General features: G+C 69.7%; 17 protein-coding genes and 1 tRNA gene. 11 read left to right on the top strand and 7 right to left on the bottom strand.

Going from position 1 to position 20,484, the window contains the following annotated elements; all coding sequences use genetic code 11:
* Nucleotides 1-6: 6 nt before the first annotated feature.
* Nucleotides 7-609, bottom strand: a complete 603-nt coding sequence (locus RIE32_00760; GenBank protein ID MEQ9094773.1) for a GNAT family N-acetyltransferase — start codon at nucleotides 607-609, stop codon at nucleotides 7-9.
* Between the two features lie 648 nt (nucleotides 610-1,257).
* Between RIE32_00760 and RIE32_00755 the strand changes: the two genes are divergently transcribed.
* Both RIE32_00755 and RIE32_00750 read left to right on the top strand, forming a co-directional pair.
* Nucleotides 1,258-1,893, top strand: coding sequence for a hypothetical protein (locus tag RIE32_00755; protein ID MEQ9094772.1), 636 nt, complete (start codon nucleotides 1,258-1,260; stop codon nucleotides 1,891-1,893).
* Nucleotides 1,894-1,954: 61 nt separating this feature from the next.
* On the top strand, nucleotides 1,955-2,260 hold the full coding sequence (locus RIE32_00750) for a bL27 family ribosomal protein (GenBank protein ID MEQ9094771.1): 306 nt from the start codon (nucleotides 1,955-1,957) through the stop codon (nucleotides 2,258-2,260).
* Between the two features lie 139 nt (nucleotides 2,261-2,399).
* Here RIE32_00750 and RIE32_00745 read toward each other — a convergent pair whose 3' ends face one another.
* Both RIE32_00745 and RIE32_00740 read right to left on the bottom strand, forming a co-directional pair.
* The gene (locus tag RIE32_00745) at nucleotides 2,400-3,164 is read right to left on the bottom strand and encodes a hypothetical protein (protein MEQ9094770.1); all 765 of its coding nucleotides are present in this window, start codon (nucleotides 3,162-3,164) and stop codon (nucleotides 2,400-2,402) included.
* Nucleotides 3,165-3,308: 144 nt separating this feature from the next.
* Nucleotides 3,309-4,217, bottom strand: coding sequence for a phosphatidate cytidylyltransferase (locus RIE32_00740; protein ID MEQ9094769.1), 909 nt, complete (start codon nucleotides 4,215-4,217; stop codon nucleotides 3,309-3,311).
* 161 nt (nucleotides 4,218-4,378) lie between these two features.
* Here RIE32_00740 and RIE32_00735 point away from each other — a divergent pair.
* The 5 genes from RIE32_00735 to RIE32_00715 all read left to right on the top strand — a co-directional run bounded on the left by RIE32_00735 (nucleotide 4,379) and on the right by RIE32_00715 (nucleotide 9,855).
* Nucleotides 4,379-4,451 (top strand) — tRNA-Lys (locus tag RIE32_00735).
* A 49-nt stretch (nucleotides 4,452-4,500) separates the two neighbouring features.
* Nucleotides 4,501-7,791 (top strand): DEAD/DEAH box helicase, encoded by a 3,291-nt coding sequence (locus tag RIE32_00730; GenBank protein MEQ9094768.1) that lies wholly within the window; start codon nucleotides 4,501-4,503, stop codon nucleotides 7,789-7,791.
* Nucleotides 7,791-8,933, top strand: coding sequence for a hypothetical protein (locus tag RIE32_00725; GenBank protein MEQ9094767.1), 1,143 nt, complete (start codon nucleotides 7,791-7,793; stop codon nucleotides 8,931-8,933). Before RIE32_00730 ends, RIE32_00725 begins: the two co-directional genes overlap by 1 nt.
* Before the next feature lie 120 nt (nucleotides 8,934-9,053).
* Nucleotides 9,054-9,494, top strand: coding sequence for a hypothetical protein (locus RIE32_00720; protein MEQ9094766.1), 441 nt, complete (start codon nucleotides 9,054-9,056; stop codon nucleotides 9,492-9,494).
* Nucleotides 9,495-9,558: 64 nt separating this feature from the next.
* A complete protein-coding gene (locus RIE32_00715; GenBank protein ID MEQ9094765.1) occupies nucleotides 9,559-9,855 on the top strand; it encodes a hypothetical protein in 297 nt (98 codons plus the stop codon).
* 46 nt (nucleotides 9,856-9,901) lie between these two features.
* Here RIE32_00715 and RIE32_00710 read toward each other — a convergent pair whose 3' ends face one another.
* Nucleotides 9,902-10,603 (bottom strand): hypothetical protein, encoded by a 702-nt coding sequence (locus tag RIE32_00710; GenBank protein ID MEQ9094764.1) that lies wholly within the window; start codon nucleotides 10,601-10,603, stop codon nucleotides 9,902-9,904.
* Between the two features lie 404 nt (nucleotides 10,604-11,007).
* Between RIE32_00710 and RIE32_00705 the strand changes: the two genes are divergently transcribed.
* From RIE32_00705 to RIE32_00695, 3 genes are all read left to right on the top strand, one after another.
* Nucleotides 11,008-13,743: an AAA domain-containing protein gene (locus RIE32_00705; protein MEQ9094763.1), complete on the top strand. Its 2,736-nt coding sequence runs from the start codon at nucleotides 11,008-11,010 to the stop codon at nucleotides 13,741-13,743.
* Nucleotides 13,740-14,000, top strand: a complete 261-nt coding sequence (locus RIE32_00700; protein ID MEQ9094762.1) for a hypothetical protein — start codon at nucleotides 13,740-13,742, stop codon at nucleotides 13,998-14,000. Before RIE32_00705 ends, RIE32_00700 begins: the two co-directional genes overlap by 4 nt.
* A gap of 297 nt (nucleotides 14,001-14,297) precedes the next feature.
* Nucleotides 14,298-15,815: a formylglycine-generating enzyme family protein gene (locus RIE32_00695; protein MEQ9094761.1), complete on the top strand. Its 1,518-nt coding sequence runs from the start codon at nucleotides 14,298-14,300 to the stop codon at nucleotides 15,813-15,815.
* 23 nt (nucleotides 15,816-15,838) lie between these two features.
* On the opposite strand, the gene RIE32_00690 is transcribed toward RIE32_00695, so the two are convergent.
* The gene (locus tag RIE32_00690) at nucleotides 15,839-16,360 is read right to left on the bottom strand and encodes an EamA family transporter (protein ID MEQ9094760.1); all 522 of its coding nucleotides are present in this window, start codon (nucleotides 16,358-16,360) and stop codon (nucleotides 15,839-15,841) included.
* A 61-nt stretch (nucleotides 16,361-16,421) separates the two neighbouring features.
* Here RIE32_00690 and RIE32_00685 point away from each other — a divergent pair, with 61 nt between their 5' ends.
* Nucleotides 16,422-17,108 (top strand): YoaK family protein, encoded by a 687-nt coding sequence (locus RIE32_00685; GenBank protein ID MEQ9094759.1) that lies wholly within the window; start codon nucleotides 16,422-16,424, stop codon nucleotides 17,106-17,108.
* Here the strand turns inward: RIE32_00685 and pgmB are convergent.
* Both pgmB and mutS read right to left on the bottom strand, forming a co-directional pair.
* Nucleotides 17,078-17,770: a beta-phosphoglucomutase gene (gene pgmB, locus RIE32_00680; GenBank protein MEQ9094758.1), complete on the bottom strand. Its 693-nt coding sequence runs from the start codon at nucleotides 17,768-17,770 to the stop codon at nucleotides 17,078-17,080. The genes RIE32_00685 and pgmB overlap by 31 nt on opposite strands.
* Nucleotides 17,767-20,466, bottom strand: a complete 2,700-nt coding sequence (gene mutS / locus RIE32_00675) for a DNA mismatch repair protein MutS (protein ID MEQ9094757.1) — start codon at nucleotides 20,464-20,466, stop codon at nucleotides 17,767-17,769. The genes pgmB and mutS overlap by 4 nt, the downstream gene beginning before the upstream one ends.
* Between the last annotated feature and the right edge of the window lie 18 nt (nucleotides 20,467-20,484).

Here is a 20,484-nt window from a genome sequence, read left to right as displayed (position 1 = left end):
AACGCGCTAGGTCGATCGTGAAACGGTGGGAAAGTCATTCGTGAGGCCGTGCACGCACGCGACGCGGCGATCGAACGAGATGAAACCAAGGCGTTGATACAGGCGCACCGCGGGCACGTTGGCCGTATCGACCGCGCACGTCAACGACCAACGGCCTGACCTGGGCGAGCGCTTCAGCCGCGACGCGATCTGCTCGATGGCGCTCGAAAGCAGCGGCTCGCCAAGGCCACGCCCACGCAGGGATGGCCCCAGTCCGATGTAGACCAGTTCGTAGCAGCGCTGCTCGGGCAGGCACGCGAGCAGCACGGCCCCTGCTGGGCGCCCCTCGTGGGTCACCAGGGACCACATGGCCAACTCCGGACGCCCGATGGCCGCGTGAGACGCGACGATGTCGCTGGTGCGTCGCATGCCGCAGAGGGCCGGGCAATCCAGCGTGTCGGAGTACGAGTCGTTGAGGGCTTCGATGAGCTGGTCGTGCGCAGGCGAACCCGGATCGGGAATGGCGATGGGCTCGACCTCGACGCCATCGGGGAGTTCGCGGTGCGTCCTCCGGCCGCGCAGCATCGGGGCCTTGGGCGCTGATTGGACGGCGCATGTAGGCAAGATCACCCACGATCCGCCAGCCCGCATCGGTCAGGGCCTCGACCGCCCAACGCTCGGTCGACGCCGGCAGCGATTGCGCGATGTCGAACGGCCGGCCCTCCAGCGACGCCAGGTGTGCCGTGAGGGCCCGAGCGCAGGCCGAACGCGCGGCATGCCGTTCCTGGCCGGGTCTTGGCCTGCTGAGGAACACCAATGCGCTGCGTCCGGGCGAGGGCACGGCGACGGCGAGTTCTTCGACGGTGTCGGTGTTTGGGTCGATGGTGCAGTACGCGTGGGCGAAGGTGATGCCTGCTTCGGGACCGGCGTCGATCAGCCGCTGAGCAGCTTGGCGGGCCATCGGGCCGGTAGCCTCGATCAGTCGCTCGGCAGCCTGGAGCGTGAACTCGGGAGGGACCGGCCTTGGCTGGTTGGGCGGGGAAGGGAAACCGCTGGCGTCCATGCTCGTATCCGTAGGGCGTCGGCCGGCGCGCCATCGCGGCGGTCGTGCGGGTGCAAATTACCGCTGCTGCCCGCCGACGCGGGCGGGGAAACGAATATAGACTCGTCGGGCGTAGGGTCGGTCGAAGGCCGCTCGGTCCTCGGATCTGACTGCTTGATGACTCACGGCCCCGTCAGAGGCCGCTTACTGGCTCCCGGATCGCCTCGGAGAACTCCATGGCATTGCTGAATCTCCCTTCTCGCGTTTTCGTGCTCGTGCTGGCCGCCCTCGGGCTGACGGCGGCTTCGGTGGCCCTGCCTCCAGAGCCCAATCCGATTCCGGTGCGTTGGCAGCTCGATCTGGACGTGGGACCCCTGCGAGTTGCCAGCGTCGAGACCCCCGGCCAGGGCCCGATGCTTTACTACTACCTGACCTATACGGTGACCAACAACACCGATCAGGACATCCTGCTGGCGCCCAGCTTCGAGCTGGCGACCGAGACGGGCAGCAACGTCGTGGCCGGGCAGGGCGTGCCCGCCAGCGTCACGCGAACCATTCTGGAAAGGCTGAACAACCCGCTCCTGAACGATCAGGTGGGCATGATCGGCGTGCTCCGGCGGGGCGAGGCCTACGCCCGCGACGGGCTGGTCGTCTGGCCCGTGCGGGACACCGAGGCCGACGAGGCACGGGTGTACATGGCCGGCTTCAGCGGTGAGACGGCCCGCATTGAGGTGATCGACCACGAGAGCGGCAATCCGCGCGACGTGGTGCTCCGCAAGACGCTCATGGCCGTCCACGAGATTCCCGGCCACGTCGACGGCCGCGGGAATGCTCCGATCGAACGGGTCGAGAGCAAGTGGATCATGCGATAGAGCCCAGCTACTATCTCGACCCGGCCGCCAGAGGGCCGGAGAGCCTCCAGGAGCATTTGCCATGGCGCATAAGAAGGGCCAGGGATCGTCGAAGAACGGTCGCGACTCGAACCCCCAGTACCGGGGCATCAAGCTGTACGGCGGCGAGTTCGCCCAGCCGGGCAACATCCTGGTCCGTCAGTGCGGCACGAAGTTTCAGCCGGGCTTCGGCGTGCAGCGGGGCAAGGATGACACGCTGTTCAGCGTCAGCACGGGCAAGGTCGTGTTCCAGGGCCGTCGCGTGCACATCGATCCGGTCGAGGACAACGCGCCGCGTCCGCGGTGGCTGACCCAGTACCGGGCCGCCCAGGCCGCCAGCCAGAACTGAGCGTCTGCATAACACGAATGAGCGAGCGAGGGCGTCCGGAAGGACGTCCTTTTTGTTGCGCCATGTGATTGGCTTACAAGAAAAGCCCGGGCTTGCACCCGGGCCTCGTTGTGGTTGTGTTCGCGAGATGGACTCGTCGTCAGCGCTTGGCGGCGGGCTCCATGGCCTTGCGGGCTTCGTCGCTCAGGTAGAGGATCGCACCCGACTGGGGATCGACCGTGACGCGGCCGTGGCTGAGTAGGGCGCTGACGGTCTCGACGGGAACGGCGAGCATGCTGATGCCGCAGACGAACTCGTGCCGCTTGACGTCGACGACCTCGACGGGCGCCATGGCCTCGTCGCCGAGCTGGCCGCGGACGCGCAGGTAGTGCGTCAGGGTGTGCTCGGGGACCTCGGCGATGATGGACTCGCGCTCTTTCTTGAGCTCTTCGAGGCGATCGGCGATCTCGGCGTTGCGTTCATCGCGTTGCTTCTGGGCAACGGCCCGAACGCCCTGGCGCTCTTCTCTGGCCTTGCCGAGTTCGGCCAAGTCGTTCGTAAGGGTCTCGACCCGGGTCATGAGCTCGATCGCGATGGATTCCTGCTCTTCCTGCTGGGTCTTGAAGGTGGCGATCTCGGCGAGGTAGGCCTGATACTCCTTGTTGGAGCCGGCCGAATTCATCTTCTCGCGGAGTTCGTTGATGTGGCCTTCGAGCCTCTTGGCTTCGCCCTCGGCGTTGGCCGCGGCAGCCTTGGTCTTGCGCAGCTCGGCCTGGGCAGCCGTGTGCTTTTCTTCGAGGCTCGCGAGCTGCCTTTCCTGCTCGGCGAGGAATCGCTCGGCAGCGCGGAGCCTGCCTTGCAACCCGTCGATGCTGTTATCGACCCTGAAAACCTTGAGCAACCGATCGGTTTCGGTCATCGTCATGTACGCTGAGCTCCCTGGTCCATCTACTGAGACAGTGTAGCGGGCCCGGCGATGGTGTATAGCAAAAACCGCGACGAAGGCGACGGTGCGGTGGCAAAAACCCGAACGCGGGTGTCGCGGCGGCGGCATCGATGCGTTGAGCCATTATGCCCAGATCGCCAGCGTCCAATATGCCAGCGGCGCGACGAGGATTGGCGAGTCGATCACGTCGAGGATGCCGCCGAAGCCCGGCAGCAGGCGACTCGAGTCCTTGATGCCCGCGTCGCGCTTCATCATGGACGCCATAAGGTCGCCCAATTGGCCGGCAAGGCCGATGCACGCTCCGCTGATGGCGCCGGCGAGGGCGGATTGCGCGACCGAGCCGCCGGCGTTAAACGCACCGCCTTGCGTGAGCAGGGCCAGGCCGGCGCCGCCGACAATGGCCGATCCGACGACGCCGCCCACCAGTCCCTCCCAGGTCTTGCCCGGGCTGAGCCAGAGGATGAGCTTGTGCTTGCCGATGGCCTTGCCGGTGAAGTAGGCGAAGATGTCACAGCTCTTGACGGTGGCCAGCACCCACACGAGCACCCAGACGCTGTGTTCCAGGCGGATGCGCAGGAGGAAGCCGAAGGTCAGGCCGAGGTACACGAACGCGAAGAGCACCGCCCCGATGCTCAGCATCGCGCCCTGGCTGTTCATGGTCCGTGCGTGGTGGAGGATGCCGATGAGTACGACCGCGGCGGCGGCCGAGGCCAGGCCCGCTGCGCCGTCGCCCTGGGCCAGCGTGGCGAAGAGGGGTGTAGACGCCAGCAGCCCGAGCATCGCGACGATCGACAGGGTGAGCCTCGACGCGTGGATGCCCTTGGCCTTGAGCATGATGGCCAGTTCCCGGCCGCCAAGGCCGGCGATGGCGAGCATGACCGGCAGAACGACCACGCCGGGAGGGGCGGTACCGTCCAAGCCCAGGGGTGGATAGTCCAGGGGCCATCGCACGCCCACGAGGGCCCGGTCGAGCAGCAGGCCGGCGAGCAACGCGGCGATCAGGATGGGCCCGAAGATCAGCCTGGTGCGCATGGATGCCAGTGTAGAAGGCCGGTGTTCGGTCGTCCGTTTGTCCGTGCGTCGTAACGCGAACCGGGGAGATTCCGCGTGTGGTTGGCCTTGGGCGATTTTGGTCCCAACAATGTCCCTCTGGTGGCCAGCGAATCGCCGCCGCGCGAGATGACCCGCCTTTTGGGGGTGTAGCTCAGTTGGTAGAGCATCGGACTTTTAATCCGCAGGTCCAGGGTTCGAGTCCCTGCGCCCCTACTTCTCCTGATCTTCGAACGGGCCGTGACCGCGCTGTGGGAGGCCTTGCATGGTGAGCGTCGCCGTCCGCCGCAAGCCCGCTTGCCTGCACGCGGCATGGTGCGCCGGCCGGTTGTGGCTCTGGGCCGAGACCGCGCCGTCGCGCGAGGACGCCAACGCGTCGTGGATCGCCGACCGGTCGCTGATCGACCGGGTCGCGCACACCCTCGGGCGCCGGGTGCACGGCGTGGCGCAGCCCGGCGAGGTCGAGCTCCGCCTGCCGCAGGGCGGACGCAGCCCGAGCCCGGCGATGGCGCGCGCCGCCGGCGTCGTCGATCGGCCCGACGGTGAGTCGGCGCTGGAGGTCGTCAAGGCGCCGGGCTTCAGCGTGGGCCCGGAGCACGTGGCGCTCGTGCTCGATGCGGTGAATGACTTGGCCGGCAACGCCTCCGAGGAGGCCCTGGGGGAAGGACGCTTCGAGTTGCGCGGCGACGGCGAGGCCGGGCCGGTGGGCGTGCTGGTGGCCTCGACGCTGCGGCACTTCGTCGTGTCGCTCAGCCTGGTGCGGCAGCTCGTCATCCAGCAGCGGTTCGTGCCCAGCCTGCGTCAGCATCCCGACGGGCGGCTGCTTGGGAGCTGGCAGCCCTGGCTGGCCGACGAGCACACGGCCCGGGTGACCAGCGACCTGCTGCGCGCGATGCCGCTGGCGTGCAGCGCGGGCGTCGATGACTTGGAGCACGACCCGTGGCTGGTGCTCAGCGACTTCCTGTCGCTGGTGCTCGATGCGCAGGCGCGGGCGGCGTTCGATCACGAGAAGCTGGCCGAGGCGGTCGAAAACAAGGAGCACGACACGCACGTGGCGTGGCTGCGCGGCCTGCTGGACGGCGACGTCGAGTCGGGCATCAAGCCCGCCGAGCGCACCGACGCGGCCCGTGGCGTGCGCCGCTGGCTTGCGCGCCTCGAGGAGCGCGGCGCGAGCGCGCTGTGGCGCCTGTGCCTGAAGCTGCACGAGCCGGTGAACGCCGAGGAACTACCCGATCTGCAGCCCCCGCCGGGCGACACGCGGTGGGCGCTGACCTTCCACCTGCGCGCCGTGGGCACCGAGAACGTCGAGGTCGACGCCGACGAGGTGTGGAGCCTGACCGGCAGGGGCGTGACGGTCGAGGGCCGCCAGCTCGACGACCCCCAGCAGTTGCTGCTCAGCGAGCTCGGCCGCGCGTCGCGTTTGTACGACAAGCTCGAGGGCGCCCTGCGGCAGAGCGAGCCCACGCAGCTCGAGCTGAACACCAAGCAGGCCTACCAGTTCTTGCGTGACACTGCGCCGGTGCTGGGCGAGCAGGGCATCACCGTCGTCGCGCCGCCGTGGTGGGATTCGCCGAGTATTCGCGTCGGCGCGACGCTCCGCCTGGACAGCGACCCGCTCGAGAGCCTTCAGGGCGACGCCGAGGGATGGGGCGCCGTTCCGGAGGGCGACGCTGGACCGCCCGGCTCCCCGCACGCGCACAAGAGCCAGCTCGGCCTGCAGACGCTGGTGCGCTACTCGTGGGAGATCTCGCTTGGTGGGCTGAAGCTGACCCTGGCCGAGTTCGAGAAGCTGGCCAGGGACGGGTCGGCCCCGCTCGTGCGCGTGGGCGGGCAGTGGGCCGAGGTGCGGGCCGAGGACGTCAAGGCGGCCGCCCGGTTCATCCGCGAGCACCCCGGCGGCGAGATGACGGTGCTCGAGGCCATCCGCATGGCCCACGGCTCGATGGATGAAGAGGGCGCGGCGCTCCCGATCGTGGGCATCGAGACCAGCGGCTGGCTGGGGGCGGTGTTCGGCTCGAGCGATCAGAGCCAGACGCTGCCCGAGGTCGAGGCCCCGCCGACGTTCCATGGCGAGCTGCGCCCGTACCAGCTCCGCGGCGTCGCGTGGATGAGCTTCCTGGAGCGGTTCGGCTTCGGGGCGTGCCTGGCCGACGACATGGGCTTGGGCAAGACGATCCAGGTGCTGGCGCTCTTGGCCCGCGAGCGGTACCTGCACAGCCAGGGGCCGTACGCCCAGGCGCCCGTGCCGCCGACGCTGGCGATCGTGCCGATGAGCGTGCTGGGCAACTGGGAGCACGAGGCGCGCAAGTTCTGCCCGACGCTGAAGGTCATGGTGCACCACGGCGCCGAGCGATTGCAGGACGACGCGTTCATCGCCAAGGCCGGCGACACCGACGTGGTGCTGACGACCTATGCGCTGGCCCACCGCGACCACGACCTCTTGACGCGCATGCCCTGGCGGCGCATCGTGCTCGACGAGGCGCAGAACATCAAGAACCCCGCGGCCAAGCAGGCCCAGAGCGTGCGCCAGCTCCAGGCCGACCATCGCCTGACGCTCACCGGCACGCCCGTGGAGAACCGGTTGAGCGAGCTCTGGTCGATCATCGACTTCTGCAATCCCGGGTACCTGGGCACCATCGGCAACTTCCGGCGTCGCTTCAGCCTGCCCATCGAGCGCTACAGCGACAAGAGCCGGCGCGAGCAGCTCCGGCGATTGGTCCGGCCGTTCATCCTGCGGCGACTCAAGACCGACGAGGGCGTGGCGGGCGACCTGCCCGAGAAGGTCGAGAGCCGCGAGTACTGCCACCTGACCAGCGAGCAGGCGGCGCTGTACGAGGCCACGGTCAACACGATGCTGCGCGACATCGACCGCGTCGAGGGCATGCACCGCCGCGGCATGGTGCTCAGCACGCTCATCCGCCTCAAGCAGATCTGCAACCACCCGGCGCAGCTCCTGAAGGACCACGACTTCGGCCAGCCGGGCGCCCCCGACGCCACGCGCAGCGGCAAGTGCGTGCGGCTGGTCGAGATGCTGCAGGAAGTCCTGGCCTCGAACGAACAGGCCCTGCTGTTCACCCAGTTCCGCCAGATGGGCAAGCTGCTCGTCGCGCTCCTGCAACAGGAGCTGGGAAGGCCGGTGCTGTTCCTGCACGGCGGGACGACGCAGAAGCAGCGGCAGGAACTCATCAACAAGTTCCAGAAGGCCGACGGCACCGCGCCGCTGCTGATCCTGAGCCTCAAGGCCGGCGGCGTGGGCCTGAACCTGACCGCCGCCACGCACGTCTTCCACTTCGACCGCTGGTGGAACCCGGCGGTGGAGAACCAGGCGACCGACCGGGCCTATCGAATCGGCCAGACGCGCCGGGTGCAGGTGCACAAGTTCGTCGTGCGCGGCACGCTGGAGGAACGCATCGACGCCATGATCGAGCAGAAGACCGAGCTGGCCGAGCAGATCGTCGGCGCGGGCGAGCGCTGGCTGACCGAGCTGGACACCGGGCAGCTGCGCGACCTGCTGACCCTGCGCGGCGACGCCGTGGGCGATGAAGAGGTGGCGTGATGGCCGACAAGCGCCCGGCCGAGGACGATGCCAAAACCCCCGACACGACCGAGAAGGACGTGCAGGCGCTGCGCGACAGCCTGACCAAGCCCAACGCGCCCCTGCGTCCCCACCCGCGGCCGCTGCCCACCAAGCCCAGGCGCGTCTCGGGGGGCATCCGGCTCAAGCGGAAAGAGGGCGAGGACCTGGCCAGCGTGCCCGAGCGGCGGCTGATGCGGCTGATCGAACTCAGCGCCGGGCCGGGCGCCATCGAGGAGGGAACCGAGTACGCCCGCCTGGGCCAGACGCGCACGCTCGTGGTCGAGCCCGGGCTGGTGCGCGCTTCGGTGCAGGGCCGGCGCACGCGGGCGTACGACGTGCAGCTGCACGTGGATGCCTTCACCACCGAGCAGTGGGACCAGGTGGCCGACCAGCTCAACGAGCAGCCCCACATCGCCGCGGAAGTGCTCGGCGGTCGCCTGCCCCAGGACGTCGAGGAGGTCTTCCGCCCGCTGGGGCTGAGCCTGCTGCCCGAGTCGCCCGACGCGGTGAAGATCACCACGACCTGCCCCGACACGCCCAACGGACTCGCCGAGGGCGGCGGCTGGGCCAAGCACGCCTGCTGCGTGGTCATGCTGCTGGCCGAGCGGATCGCGGCCGACCCCGCCGTGGCCTTCAAGCTCCGCGGTTTGCCCGACGGCGCGCTGGCCGAGCGGATGAGCCACCGGCGGTTGCTCAGCGCGGGCGGGGCGAACCCCAGGCCGATCTACCAGCCCCGGGTCGAGGGCGCCAGCGACGCGGCGCTGCCCGAGGGCGAAGCGATGATGGAACGCTTCTGGGAGAGCCCGGCCGACCTGGATGCGCTCGACCTTGCCATCGAGCCCCCGCCCGTGCCCACGCCCATGCTGCGGCGCCTGGGCCCCAGCCCCTTCGAGGACGCGAAGTTCCCGCTGGTGGGGTTGCTGGCGACGTGCTACGAGGTCGCGCGCGAGCGGCTCCTGAAGGAAGAGTCCGGCGAGATCGAGCCTGAGCCGACGGAAGAAGAGGCGCCGGCGGAAGAGGAAGCACCCGCCGAGGAGCCCGCGCGCCGGCCCAAGACCGCCGAGGAGCGCGCGGCGGCGATCCGGGCGAAGATGATGGGGAAGGCCAAGGGGCGGAAGTAGCCACCGGAGAGATCAATATTGCACACGAGTCGGGGCGAATACGCCAAGCCTTCGCGATCACGCCACGTGCTGTTCGCTGTATGGCTGCCGATTATAATGCTCACTGGAATCTTTATATTCGTGGCCATTGGCTATGTAAGTGCAAGACAAACCACTGAGCTAATTGTTCGTCTCCCGCAAGACTACGCGGGGCTCTTGATGGTTGTCGAAGCGGCAGAAGCAGACGCCAACGTGTCGATACGTCGCGGAGAGATCGAACTGGACTTCACAGACAGTACGATTGTTCGGATTGACGATATTAGCATATTTGTTGGCAGGTACTTTAGGGCACGACCGCTTGTTATGAATGACAGTGGTTCATGGACCAAGGTCGGCTGGTACTTCGAACTCAAGCAAGATCCAGGCACAAATGTTTTTATGATCGGTGGCCACTCGCCTCGTCACAAGTCTTTTACTCTTTACTATTGCAGAGTACAGGATATCGACAAGGCAACGGACCTGCTGCGAGACAGAGAGCTTCAAGAGCTGTTGGAGAATCCGGCTCTTTTGGAGCTCAAGTAGATAGTTGGGTGATGGGCTAGGCGAAGGGGCGGAAGTAGGCCGCCGATCGCTACCATCGCCCGCGATGCTGCTCGCCCTGTCCATCGTGCTCGCGCTGCTCTCGGCGGCCATCATCGTCGATAACTGGCGTCGCGCGATCCGTGGTGCAATCGGCCGACCATCGGGATCGTGGTCTCCGCTGCTCGGCGGCGTGCTCGGGGCGGCAGCGATCGCGCTTTGGCCGCGGCACGACATTGGCTCCTGGTGGTGGGTTCCGCTCGTGATCGACTTCGGGTCGCTGCCGGGCCTCGCGTGGACGGCATGGTGGCTGCTCGTCATCCGAAAGCGCCAATCAGACGACGACCGCAACGCCGCGCCATGACGTTGGATCGCAACCGCGCCGCGATCTTGGGTATGCGCGATTCCTTCTACGCCGCCCGCCCCGGCGCCAGCTCCACCACCTGCGCCACCTCCCCACACCCAAACCGCGCCCCCACCGCCATCGACCATGGGCTCACGCTCGCCGGCCCGAACGGCCCCTTGCGGCCCGGCCGCATCGCGCGGGCCCGGTAGCGCACCTCTAACACGCCCGAGGGCGGGCACTCATCGACCCAGCGCTTGCCCACGCCCGGGGCCACCGTGGCCCACGGGCCTTCCCTCCCATCGAGCCCGACCACCTGCCGCTGGATCTCGTAGAGCACGCCGTCGCCGGTGCCCTTGAAGCGCACCTCGATCGACCCGCCGGTTTGCAGGTTCGCCTCGCTGGCGGTCGGGGCCGTGGGGATGGGCCGGGGCCCGGGTCGGGCCGGTGGCGCTAGGCGGGCGCGGACCCAGACGCTCGCGTCCCGGGTGTACCTGGCGAAGCCATCGATGCGGGTGACCAGGGCGCCGTAGGACCCGCGGGCCCGCTTCATGGCGATGCGTCGCTGCTCGTTGGCGGCCCGGGCGGCGGCTTCGAGCCGGCGGTACTCCTCGGCGGCGGCGGTCGCCTCGGCCACCAGATCCTGCAGGGCCTGGGCGTCGCCGGGGCTCAGGCCCAGGCTGGCGTCGCCCTGCTCCTTCCAGCGGCTGGCGTGCAGGCGGGCCTTGAGCAGGAACTGGGCGTCGGGCTTGGGGGCGCGTCGTGCCATGGCGGGTGCTTCCTTTCTGGGCCGCACGGGGGCGGGCCGGGTCCCTCCCGTCATCGGACCCTTCGCGGGGGGACTCCAGCGGGAATCGCACCGGCCATGAAGACGGCCGCCATCAGCGCAGGTCCTGCGCTCCCTGCCGCGAATCCGGGCGGATCCGGGCCGGGAGCGGGTGTTTTCGGCGTGGAAATCCGTGCCTTTGCGGTGAAGGCACGGATTCCCGGGGCAAAGGCACCGGGCTCTGGGGCGAAGACGGGCGTACCAGGGGAGGTGGCGGCGGGCATTGGGATGGAGGCGGCTTTGAGGAGCAAGGAGGATCAACTGCGCGAGCCCGTGGGTGTACACGCATAGACGTTCGGAACATCACCTGAGACCTCGAACGATCCACCACGACCAGGAGCCACGCCATGATCGCCCGTGCCGACCTGCCCGACCTGCCCGAGCAGCCCGAACCACTCGAGCCGCTCGCCCACCACGTCCGCCGCAGCCTGGAAGCCCGGATCGACCGGCTCCTGGCCCGCCCGGTGGTGGCCACGGTGCCCCGGCCGTCGCGGCGGGCGGACCACGGGCCAGACGAGGCGGCGTCCGGCGGCAACGCGGGCATCTTCGGCGCCCTGTGCGAAGGGGCCGCCCGGCACGCGCCCCGCCGGGGCGTGGGCGGCGAGGCGGCGGTCTGGCAGACAACCGAGGCCGACGGCGATGACGAAGGCTGCGTCCGAGTCCGCGTCGACTTCGACTACGACGGGGCCAATCGCGGACGCGAGAAGGAGATCGTCGAGGAGCTCCAGAGCGTCCTGCGCGACGAGGGCGAGGTCGTGCTGCTGACCGGCGAGCAGGCCCGGCTGCTCCGCGAGAAACCCCGCGCGTTCGTCGAGATGGAGGCCCGGCCCGAGGCGGTCCAGTTGGTGGGCTTCAAGAATGACTGGCACGGTTCGGCCGAGCGCGTCGTCAAGCTCGATCTGGCGCGCGGGCCGATGAACCCCGCCAGCATCGCCGCCATCGCCATCGTGCCCAACCTGGTGCAGCTCGAGCGCCAGCTGGACGCGCTGGACGCTATCGAGCGGGCGGCCACCGATGGGCCGCTTGCGCCGCTGCGAGCGTTGGTGGGGCTGGAAGCCGACCTGCCCGAGCCAGCCGATCGCGCCGCGGCTGCGTTCGAGGCCATGCCCGACGAGCGGCTCGACGAGCACCAGCACGCGTGCGTCCGGGCCGCCCTGGACACCGACCACTTCGCGGTCGTCCACGGCCCGCCCGGCGCGGGCAAGACCACGGTGATCGGCTCGATCATCCGGCGATTGGTCGATCGCGGCGAGCGCGTGCTGGTGGTCTCGCCCACGCACGTGGCCATCGACAACGTGGTGGAGAAGCTGACCGACATCGACGGCAGGAACGACGACCTGCACCCCGCCACGCTGCCGGTGAGATTCGCAACGCGGCCGAACCGTTTGAGCGAGAAGGCTCAGCGGTATTGGAGCAGCCGGACGACGCAGGTCCGTGAGTACGCCATCGAGGATCGCGTGGAGGCCGTGCTGCGCCGGCGCGTCGAGGGCGCCGGCGGCGTGTTCGATCAACTCGACGATGGCGACACGACCACGGGCCCGCTCACGGCGGCGCTGGCGGAGCAGCACTCGGTCATCTGCGGCACGCCCATCGGCATCCTGTCGCACGAGGGCATCGGCGACGCCGAGCCGGGCGCCTTCGACACGCTCATCATCGACGAGGTCTCCAAGCTGACCGTGCCCGAGTTCCTGGCGATCGCGGTGAAGGCGCGGCGTTGGGTGCTGGTGGGCGATCCGCAGCAGTTGCCGCCCTTCTGCGACCCGGTCGAGTGCGCCTGGACGCTGCGCGACGTGATCGACCCGGCGCTGGAACTGGTGTGCTCGGTCGGCGCGGTGCTCGAGCGGGCCAAGCCCTTCGAACGGGAGATGGCCCGACTGGTGGTCGTCGCGCGCGATCCCGACCGCGTGGCAGACGCGATCGTCGCGCACGCCAACGGCGCGGGCCTCGACAGAACGCCGAGCATCGGAACGATCGATGAGGCCCCCGAGCGTGGCATCGGATCGGGCATCCTGGTGTGCGAGGCCGACGAGATCGAATCGGCGCTCGATCGATTCGATGGCGACGCGCGGGTGCTGGTGGAGATCGGGCTCGAATGCCGCGTGGCGATCCGCGACGAACGGCTGGTCGGCGAGCGGGACCGCGCCGGCGCTCGGGTCTTCGAGACGTGCTTCAACACGTACCACGCCCAGCCCTGGGAAGCCCTCGCAGAGCAAAAGCTCTCGCTCGTGCGCTTCCGCAAGGGACTGCACAAGTATCTGCCCTCGCAAGCGGCCATCGACGAACTCGGGCTTGGGGAGGACCGCCAGCACCTGATCCAGGCCATCGCCGACCGGTTGCTCGCCAACACCGTGTCGGTGTACGACATGCTCCTCGGTCTGCCGGACTCGGAGCACTTCGACGTGTCACCGATGGCAGAACTGGCGGGCCGGTGCCTACGGAACTTGTGCGAGCGGGTGCAGCCGTTCACCGGCGTGCTCAAGAAGCAGTACCGGATGCATCCGAGCCTGTCGCGTTTGCCACGCGAGCTGTTCTACGCGGGCCAGGCGCTGCACGATGGGTTGCCAGACGCCGGGGGCGAGGCAGGCGTTCGGCTGATCCAGGTCGATCGCCCCGAGGATGCGCCTCACGAGTCCAATCCGGCGGAGGTCAAAGTGATCACGAACCTGCTGAACGCGCTCGCCGCGACGCCGTGCGATGCCGAACACGCGAGCATCATGGTGCTGATGGCCTACAACGAACAGCGGCGACTCTTCGACTGTGAACTGCAGTCCCTGGATCTCTCCGAGCTACCCATCACCGTGGAGTCTTGCACGCTGGACAGTTGCCAGGGCAAGGAGGCTGATTACGTGCTGCTCAGCCTCGTGAAGAGTCACGCCACGAAGTTCTTGGACAACCCCAAGCGCTGGAACGTGGCGTTGACCAGGGCCAGGCAGGGCCTGTTCATCGTGGGCGACATCGACGCGTACCTGAAGGATGCGTCAAGGCAGCGAGCCGAAGCCCGCCGCCGGGGCGAGTGGCCCAGTATGAGCTTGCTCTCGCGCGTACTTGCGGATCTGGATGCAATGGGAGGAGCGAAGCGATGATGCACGATGAACCGACCAATGACGATGCCCCCACGACACGCGCCGCCGCGGAGGAATGGTGCCTGCTCTGGTGCGTCCATGCCGGTCATGCGACAACCTCGATGCTGCTCGATGTTCTCGGCCTCTCACCGAGCCACGCGACGGCGCTGGGCCGCACCCTGGATGATCTGGCCCAGCGGGCGCTGCTCGAGACCGATGGGGACGCGTACGCCATCTCCCAGGCGGGATTGGCCCGTTTGGATGCCAAGAGGGCGTAGCCAGCGGCCCAACGGCGTCTCGGTAGCCGCTTCAGACTTACTCGGCCGCTGCCCAGCACGATGCCCGCGACGATCAGGGCGATGGCCAGGAGCTTACGCAGCGTCAGCGGCTCGCCGAGCAGGAGGGCTCCCAGGAAGACGGCCGTTACCGGGGCGACGGCGAAGGCGATGGGCTTGACCGCCGGGACCTGGCCGGGGCCGAGGGCGGCCGGGTGGGTGAGCGAGCGGGTGAGTGGATGGGTGGGCGGGCCGCCGGCTCGGCCTAGCGTCGGGCGACGCCGGTTGCAGGAGGACCCCGTGCCCGAGCCCTCGAAGAACCCCGAGCCGGACCGAGCCGGCGGGCGAGGCGGCGTGCGGATGGCCCTGCTCGTGGCCGGGGCGTTGCTGGTGCTGGTGGCCGCCGGGCTCGGGCTGGTGCTGCTGTCCAGCGAGCCGCCCGGCGAGGGTGGGCGGTCCGCCGCGGCCGGGCCCGGTTCGCCGGCGGCGTCGCCCGTGCCCTGGTCCGCCCCGTCGCCCGACCCGTTGGCCGCGGCCAGCCCCACCACGCCAGCCGCCGGGGCCCCGCGCACGATCGTGGCCCACAACCGCGCCGCGTGGCCGGTCGAGCTGTGGGCCGGGGGCGACTTCCTCGGGCGGATCGAGCCCGGCACGGTCGCGCGGATCGATGCGGGGGCCATCGAGCACCCGCCAGCGGCCGGCCTGGCCATCACCGCCGTGTCGCACGAGAAGCGGAGCCGAGCCGAAGGGGACGACGACGGGCAGCCGGACGCCTGGGCGCTGCGATCGATCGTGCTGCCGGGCGCGCTGGCCTCCACGGGCGAATTGACGGTGGTCGTCGGCGGCATCGATCCCATCGACGCGGCCACGCGGGTGGCGGTGGACGATCCGGGCGAGCCGCGGTGGCGCGGGCTGTTCGAGCTGCGCGAGCGCCACCTGGCCGGCCAGCAGCCGGGCGCGCCCCTACCGGCCCACGCCCTGATGCACGGGCAGGAATGGACGGGGCCCGAAGGCTCACCATCTTCGGGCCGCATCGAGGGGGGCGTCATGGCCGTGCACGGGCCGCGCGACGACGCGCGGGGGCGCGATAGCTACGTCGTCAACAGCCTGGGCATGCTGCTGGTGCGCATCCCCGCGGGGCGCTTCCAGCCCGGCGAGTTCCAGGTGGGCTCGCCGCGCCCGACCGTGACGCTCACGCGCGAGTACTACATGTCCGTCACCGAGGCGACCAACACGCACGTGGCCCGGGTGGAGCACGCCGGCCACCGGACGGGATCGCTCAAGACCTTCTCGGATCTGCCGGCGCTGCGCGTCCTCTGGGACCAGGCCGACGCGTGGTGCCGGTCGCTCACGGCGATGGAGGCGGCGCGCGGCCAGGCCCTGGACGGCTGGGCGTACGACCTGCCCACCGAGGCCCAGTGGGAGCGGGCCTGCCAGGCGGGGCGATCGCAGCCGTTCTCCCCGGCCGGCCAGCCGGCGGACGAGATCATGTGGTGGTTCGAGAACTCCGGCCAGCAGCCCCAGCCGGTGGCGCAGCTGCTGCCCAACGACTTCGGGCTCTTCGACATGCACGGCAACGCGATGGAGTGGGGCCGAGACTGGGCGTATATGCGTCAGCCCATCAGCGGCGTGGACCCCACCGGCGTGCCACGGGCCCGGGCGATCCGCAGCTGGGGCAGCAACGAGCCCGAGCGCGTGCGGCGCGGGGGCGCGTTCGACACCCGCGACCATCGCTGCTCCTGCGGCAAGCGCGACAGCGGCGTGCCGGGCGTGGCCATGCACTTCCAGGGCTTCCGGCCGGTGCTGGTCCGCGAGTAATCCGGGCACGCCGCCCGTGGTTCTCAGTTCGCCGTCGTCGAAGTCGCGGACGAGCCCGCCTTGCCCGGCGCCGCCATCAGCACGATGTCCGCGGCGATGAAGGCGATGGCGATGCCCTTGCGCAGCGTGAGCGGCTCGCCCAGCAGCAGCGCGCCTAAGAAGACCGCCGTGACCGGCGCGACGGCGAAGGCGATGGGCTTGACCACCGAGACCTGGCCCAGGCTGAGGGCGGCATAAAAGAACACCAGCGCGAGGGCGGCGGCGAGCAGACCGGAACCGAGCAGCAATCGCAGCCAGTTGGCCGTCGACAGGTTCACGCGCCAGCCGGGGACCTCGCTGGTGACGAGCCCTAAGTGCGCGGCGGCGAGGTAGGCCAGGGCGATCAGGGGCAGGGCGACCATCGTGCGCACGAGCAGGGCGGCGAAGGGGCCGATCTCCTTGCTGTGCAGCACCTGGCGGGTGAAGACCTCACCCACGCCCCAGCAGAGGCCGGCGGCGATGGCGAGGAGGATGGCGAGGGTAGCCGGCGCGAAGGGGAGCTTCATGGTGCAAGCGTATTGGCCCGCGCGCCGGGTAGCATTGGCCCCGTGTTTTTGGAGGCTCGCCGTGCCGTATCGCGTTGGTTCGTCGCAGACCTCGCCCCTCCGCGCTGGGGTGGCGATGGCGGGTGGCGCGGGGCTGGCCATGGTCGCCGGCTACGTCGACGCCGTGCTGGTCGCGGTCACCGGGCGCACGGTGACGCACGTGACCGGCTCGGTGGCGGCGCTGGGGGCGGAGGTGTCCAGCCAGGCGTGGGCCGCGGCGGGCGCGACGCTGGCGGTGGTGGCGGCGTTCGTGCTCGGGGCGTGCGTGTGCGGCATCGTGATCCACGGGCGGTCGCTCAAGCTCGGGCGGCGGTACGGGCTGGTGCTGCTGGTCGAGGGCGGGCTGCTGGCGGGCGCGGCCCTGGCGGCCGACGCGAGCGTGCTCCTGGCCGCGTCGCTGGCCGCGATGGCCGCGGGGCTGCAGAACGCGATGGCCTCGACGTACATGGGCCTGATCGTGCGGACCACGCACCTGACGGGCATCGCCACGGACCTGGGCTTCCTGCTGGGGGCGCGCCTGCGCGGCCAGCGGGTTGAGCCGTGGCGGTTCGGGCTGCTGGTGCTGCTGCTGGCGGGCTTCCTGGCGGGCGTGGTGCTCGGGGCGCCGATGGCCGCGCACTTCGGGGCCGACGCGCTGTGGCCCGCGGCGGGGCTGGTGGCCCTGGCGGGCAGCGGGTACTACGCGTGGCGGGCGCGGTCGGGCAGTTGAAGCAGGTCCGCGGCGGAGATGCTCGCAAGCGACGCGGCGCCCAGCGCCACGCGCGGGTCGCGCTCGACCGGCCCCACCCCCACCACCCGCATGCCCGCCCTGAGCGCCGCTTCGACGCCGGCGGGGGCATCCTCGACGACGATGCAGTTCTTGGATCCACAACCCACCTTCTCGGCCGCGAGGAGGAAGCACTGGGGATCGGGCTTGGCTTTGGGTGCGTCGTGGCCGTCGACGATGGCGTCGAGATACTTTATAAGTTCGACGCGGTCAAGCACGACCCGCGCGTTGCGGCTGGCCGAGGCGGCGGCGAGCTTGAGGCCCGACTCACGCAGCGAGATGAGCAGCTCGCGCACGCCCGGCAGCGCGTCGGCGGGGGTCATGGCGTTCACTTCCTCGAGGAACGCCGCGTTCTTGCGCGCCATGAGGGCGGTGCGCTCGTCGGGCGTGTAGCGAACGAAGGCATCGCCCAGGACGAGTTCTAAGGATCGCTCCCGGCTGACGCCGCGGAGCCTGTCGGGCAGGTCATGGGGGAAGGGCAGGCCTTCCTGTTCGGCCAGCGCCCGCCACGACTTCTCGTGCAGCGCGTCGGTGCGGACGAGCACGCCGTCGACGTCGAAGATGACGGCTCTGGTTGTGGGCCTTGTTGTCGGCCTGGTCGTCACTTCTCGTCGACCATGCCCCGCAGCTCGCGGAGCAGGTCGAAGGCGTCCAGGGGGGTGAGCTGCTCGATCTTGACCTCGGCGAGCTTGTCGATGGCCGGATGTGCATCGGTCTTCGCGAACAGGGGCATCTGGGGTTCGTGCTTCTGCTTCATCGGCGCCGGCGCGCCGTCCTCGCGGACCGACAGCGATGCCAACACCTCGGCGGCGCGTTGGACGACCTCGGGCGGAATCCCCGCCAGCCGCGCGACCTGGACGCCGTAGCTGCGGTCGGCCCGCCCCGGCTCGACGTGGTGCAGGAACACGACCTCGTCGCCGACCTCTCTAACACGAACCGCGAGGTTGCGGACCTGCCCAGCGCGTTCTTCTTCCAGTGTCGTCAGCTCGTGGTAGTGCGTGGCGAAGAGCGTGCGCGGGCCGGGCTTCTTCGTGTCGCCGGCGAGCCGCTCGGCGATGGCGCGGGCCAGGCTCAGGCCATCGAGCGTGCTGGTGCCGCGGCCGATCTCGTCGAGCACGACGACCGACCGCTCGGTGGCGTTGTTGAGGATCGCCGCCGTCTCGGCCATCTCGACCATGAACGTGCTCTGGCCGTCGTGCAACGCGTCGTCGGCGCCCACGCGGGTGAAGACGCGATCGGTCAGGCCGATGCGGGCGGACTCGGCAGGAACGAACGAGCCGGCGTGCGCCAGCACAACCAGCAGCGCGGCCGTGCGGATGTACGTGCTCTTGCCGGCCATGTTGGGGCCGGTGATGATGGCCAGTCGGGCGTACTCGTTGAGCGCGACGTCGTTGGGGACCAATCTGTCCGCAAGCGTTCGCTCCAAGACCGGATGTCGTGCGGCCTCGAGCTCGAGGTTGGCCTCCTCGACCATCTCGGGGCGGACCCAGCGCCGCTTGCGCGCCATCGAGGCGAAGCAGGAGAGAGCGTCCAGCGCGCCGATCGCCTCGGCGGCTTGCGCAATCGCGTCGAGCTGCTCGCGGGCCTTGAGACACAGTCCCTCGAAGATGATCTTCTCGCGCTCCAGGGCCCGCGCCTCGGCGGTCTGCACGCGGTGCTCGAAGTGGCGCAGCTCGTCGTTGACGTATCGCTCGGCGTTCTTCAGGGTCTGCTTGCGGCTGAGGCCGGCGCTGATCAGCGCATCGCCGTGCTCCTTGGCCTGGGCGGCGGTGAGCTCGATGTAGTAGCCGAAGACCTTGTTGAAGCCAACGCGGATGGCGGGGATGTTCAGCTCGCTCGCGAGGCGTTGCTGGAAGTCGGCCAGCCACTGCCCGGCGTCGTGCTGGAGGCTCCGCGCCTCGTCGAGCTCGGGGTCGACGCCGTCGTTGATGAGGCCGCCGTCGGTCAGGCGCGCGGGCGGGCGCTCGCGGCAGGTGGCGGTGATGTCGCCGGCCAGCGGCGAGAGGTCGTCGAGTAGCTCGTGCAGTTCGCCCGCGCGGCCGGCCAGGGCGGGGGTGTTGCGGCAGGCCTCGACCAGCGCGGGGATGGCAGCGAGGGACTGACCCAGCCCGACGAGATCCCGCGGCGCGGCACGGCCCAGCGCCAGCCGCGCGGCGATGCGGGCGATGTCTTGGATGGGCTCCAAGGCTTTGCACAGCTCGCCGGCCTGCTTCGAGTCTTCGACGAGCGCGGCGACGGCGGCGTGGCGGTCGTTGATTTCCTCGAGCTTCGCCGCCGGCTCGCGCAGCCACTGGGCGACCTGGCGGCGGCCCAGCGCCGTCATGCACTGGCCGCCATTGAGCACCTCGCCCACGAGCGAGCCCTCGACGCCGCCGCGGCGGATGGTGCGCTCGATCTCCAGGGCGCGCAGGCTGGTGGCGTCCAGGACCAACCGATCGCCGGGCGCGGCGCGCTTGGGCGGGCGGATGTAGGAGAGCGAGGGCGCCAGCCCGTTGGTGTCGGGCGCGCCCCTTGGCGTCTGCGTCTCGCTCGCGTATCGCAGAACGGCGCCGGCGGCGATGAGGGCCTTGTCGTCGTTGTCCAGGCCGAAGCCCTCGACGCTCGTGACGGAAAAGTGCGTGAGCACGGCCTCCATCGTCTCGCTCTTGCGGAAGTGCCACGCCGCGCGGTCGGTGATGGCGCAGCCGGCGCGGCCGGCGTCGATCTCGATGCGGCTGCGCAGGCCCGCCGGGCAATCATCGGGCAGGAGCAATTCGGCAACGGCGAAGCGCGACAAACAATCCAGCAGGCCGTCGAGCGGCGCCGAGTCGAGCGTGAAGGCGCCCGTCGAGACGTCCAGCGCGGCGATCGACACGCCCTCGCCGTCCAGATACACCGCCGCGAGCGTGCCGCCAGAAGGTCGGCTCTCCAAGAGATCATCGTCGACCAGCGTCCCGGGCGTCAGCACGCGCGTCACGGCGCGTTCGACGACGCCCTTGGCCTCCTTGGGGTCCTGCACCTGGTCGGCGATGGCCACGCGGAAGCCCTTGTCGATGAGCTTGCGCAGGTAGTTGTCCAGCTGGTGGTGCGGCACGCCGGCCATCGGCTGGCCCGGGCTCCGCTCGGTGAGGGTCAGGCCGATGGCCCTGGAGACCTCGACGGCGTCCTCGTAGAACAGCTCGTAGAAGTCGCCCATGCGGAAGAGCAGGACGCAGCCGGGGAAGCGGTCCTTGAACTCGTGGAACTGGCGCATCGCGGGCGTGAGCTTGCGCGGTGCACCATCTGGCTCGGTGATCGAATTGGCGATCTTGAGGTCGGGCATCCGCCAGAGCGTAGAAGC

The organism is Phycisphaerales bacterium (assembly GCA_040221175.1).
Classification (GTDB): Bacteria; Planctomycetota; Phycisphaerae; order Phycisphaerales; family UBA1924; genus JAHCJI01.
Note: the sequence above shows the minus strand (reverse complement) of the source record. Positions and strands in the feature narration are given on the sequence as shown.

What these genes read in the sequence shown, in the direction of transcription:
- RIE32_00750 (MEQ9094771.1), top strand. Translation starts at nt 1,955, where the DNA reads ATGGCGCATAAGAAGGGCCAGGGATCGTCGAAGAACGGTCGCGACTCG.
- mutS (MEQ9094757.1), bottom strand. Translation starts at nt 20,466, where the DNA reads ATGCCCGACCTCAAGATCGCCAATTCGATCACCGAGCCAGATGGTGCA.
- RIE32_00745 (MEQ9094770.1), bottom strand. Translation starts at nt 3,164, where the DNA reads ATGACGATGACCGAAACCGATCGGTTGCTCAAGGTTTTCAGGGTCGAT.
- RIE32_00710 (MEQ9094764.1), bottom strand. Translation starts at nt 10,603, where the DNA reads ATGGCACGACGCGCCCCCAAGCCCGACGCCCAGTTCCTGCTCAAGGCC.
- RIE32_00700 (MEQ9094762.1), top strand. Translation starts at nt 13,740, where the DNA reads ATGATGCACGATGAACCGACCAATGACGATGCCCCCACGACACGCGCC.
- RIE32_00730 (MEQ9094768.1), top strand. Translation starts at nt 4,501, where the DNA reads ATGGTGAGCGTCGCCGTCCGCCGCAAGCCCGCTTGCCTGCACGCGGCA.
- RIE32_00725 (MEQ9094767.1), top strand. Translation starts at nt 7,791, where the DNA reads ATGGCCGACAAGCGCCCGGCCGAGGACGATGCCAAAACCCCCGACACG.
- RIE32_00740 (MEQ9094769.1), bottom strand. Translation starts at nt 4,217, where the DNA reads ATGCGCACCAGGCTGATCTTCGGGCCCATCCTGATCGCCGCGTTGCTC.
- RIE32_00705 (MEQ9094763.1), top strand. Translation starts at nt 11,008, where the DNA reads ATGATCGCCCGTGCCGACCTGCCCGACCTGCCCGAGCAGCCCGAACCA.
- RIE32_00715 (MEQ9094765.1), top strand. Translation starts at nt 9,559, where the DNA reads ATGCTGCTCGCCCTGTCCATCGTGCTCGCGCTGCTCTCGGCGGCCATC.
- RIE32_00690 (MEQ9094760.1), bottom strand. Translation starts at nt 16,360, where the DNA reads ATGAAGCTCCCCTTCGCGCCGGCTACCCTCGCCATCCTCCTCGCCATC.
- RIE32_00755 (MEQ9094772.1), top strand. Translation starts at nt 1,258, where the DNA reads ATGGCATTGCTGAATCTCCCTTCTCGCGTTTTCGTGCTCGTGCTGGCC.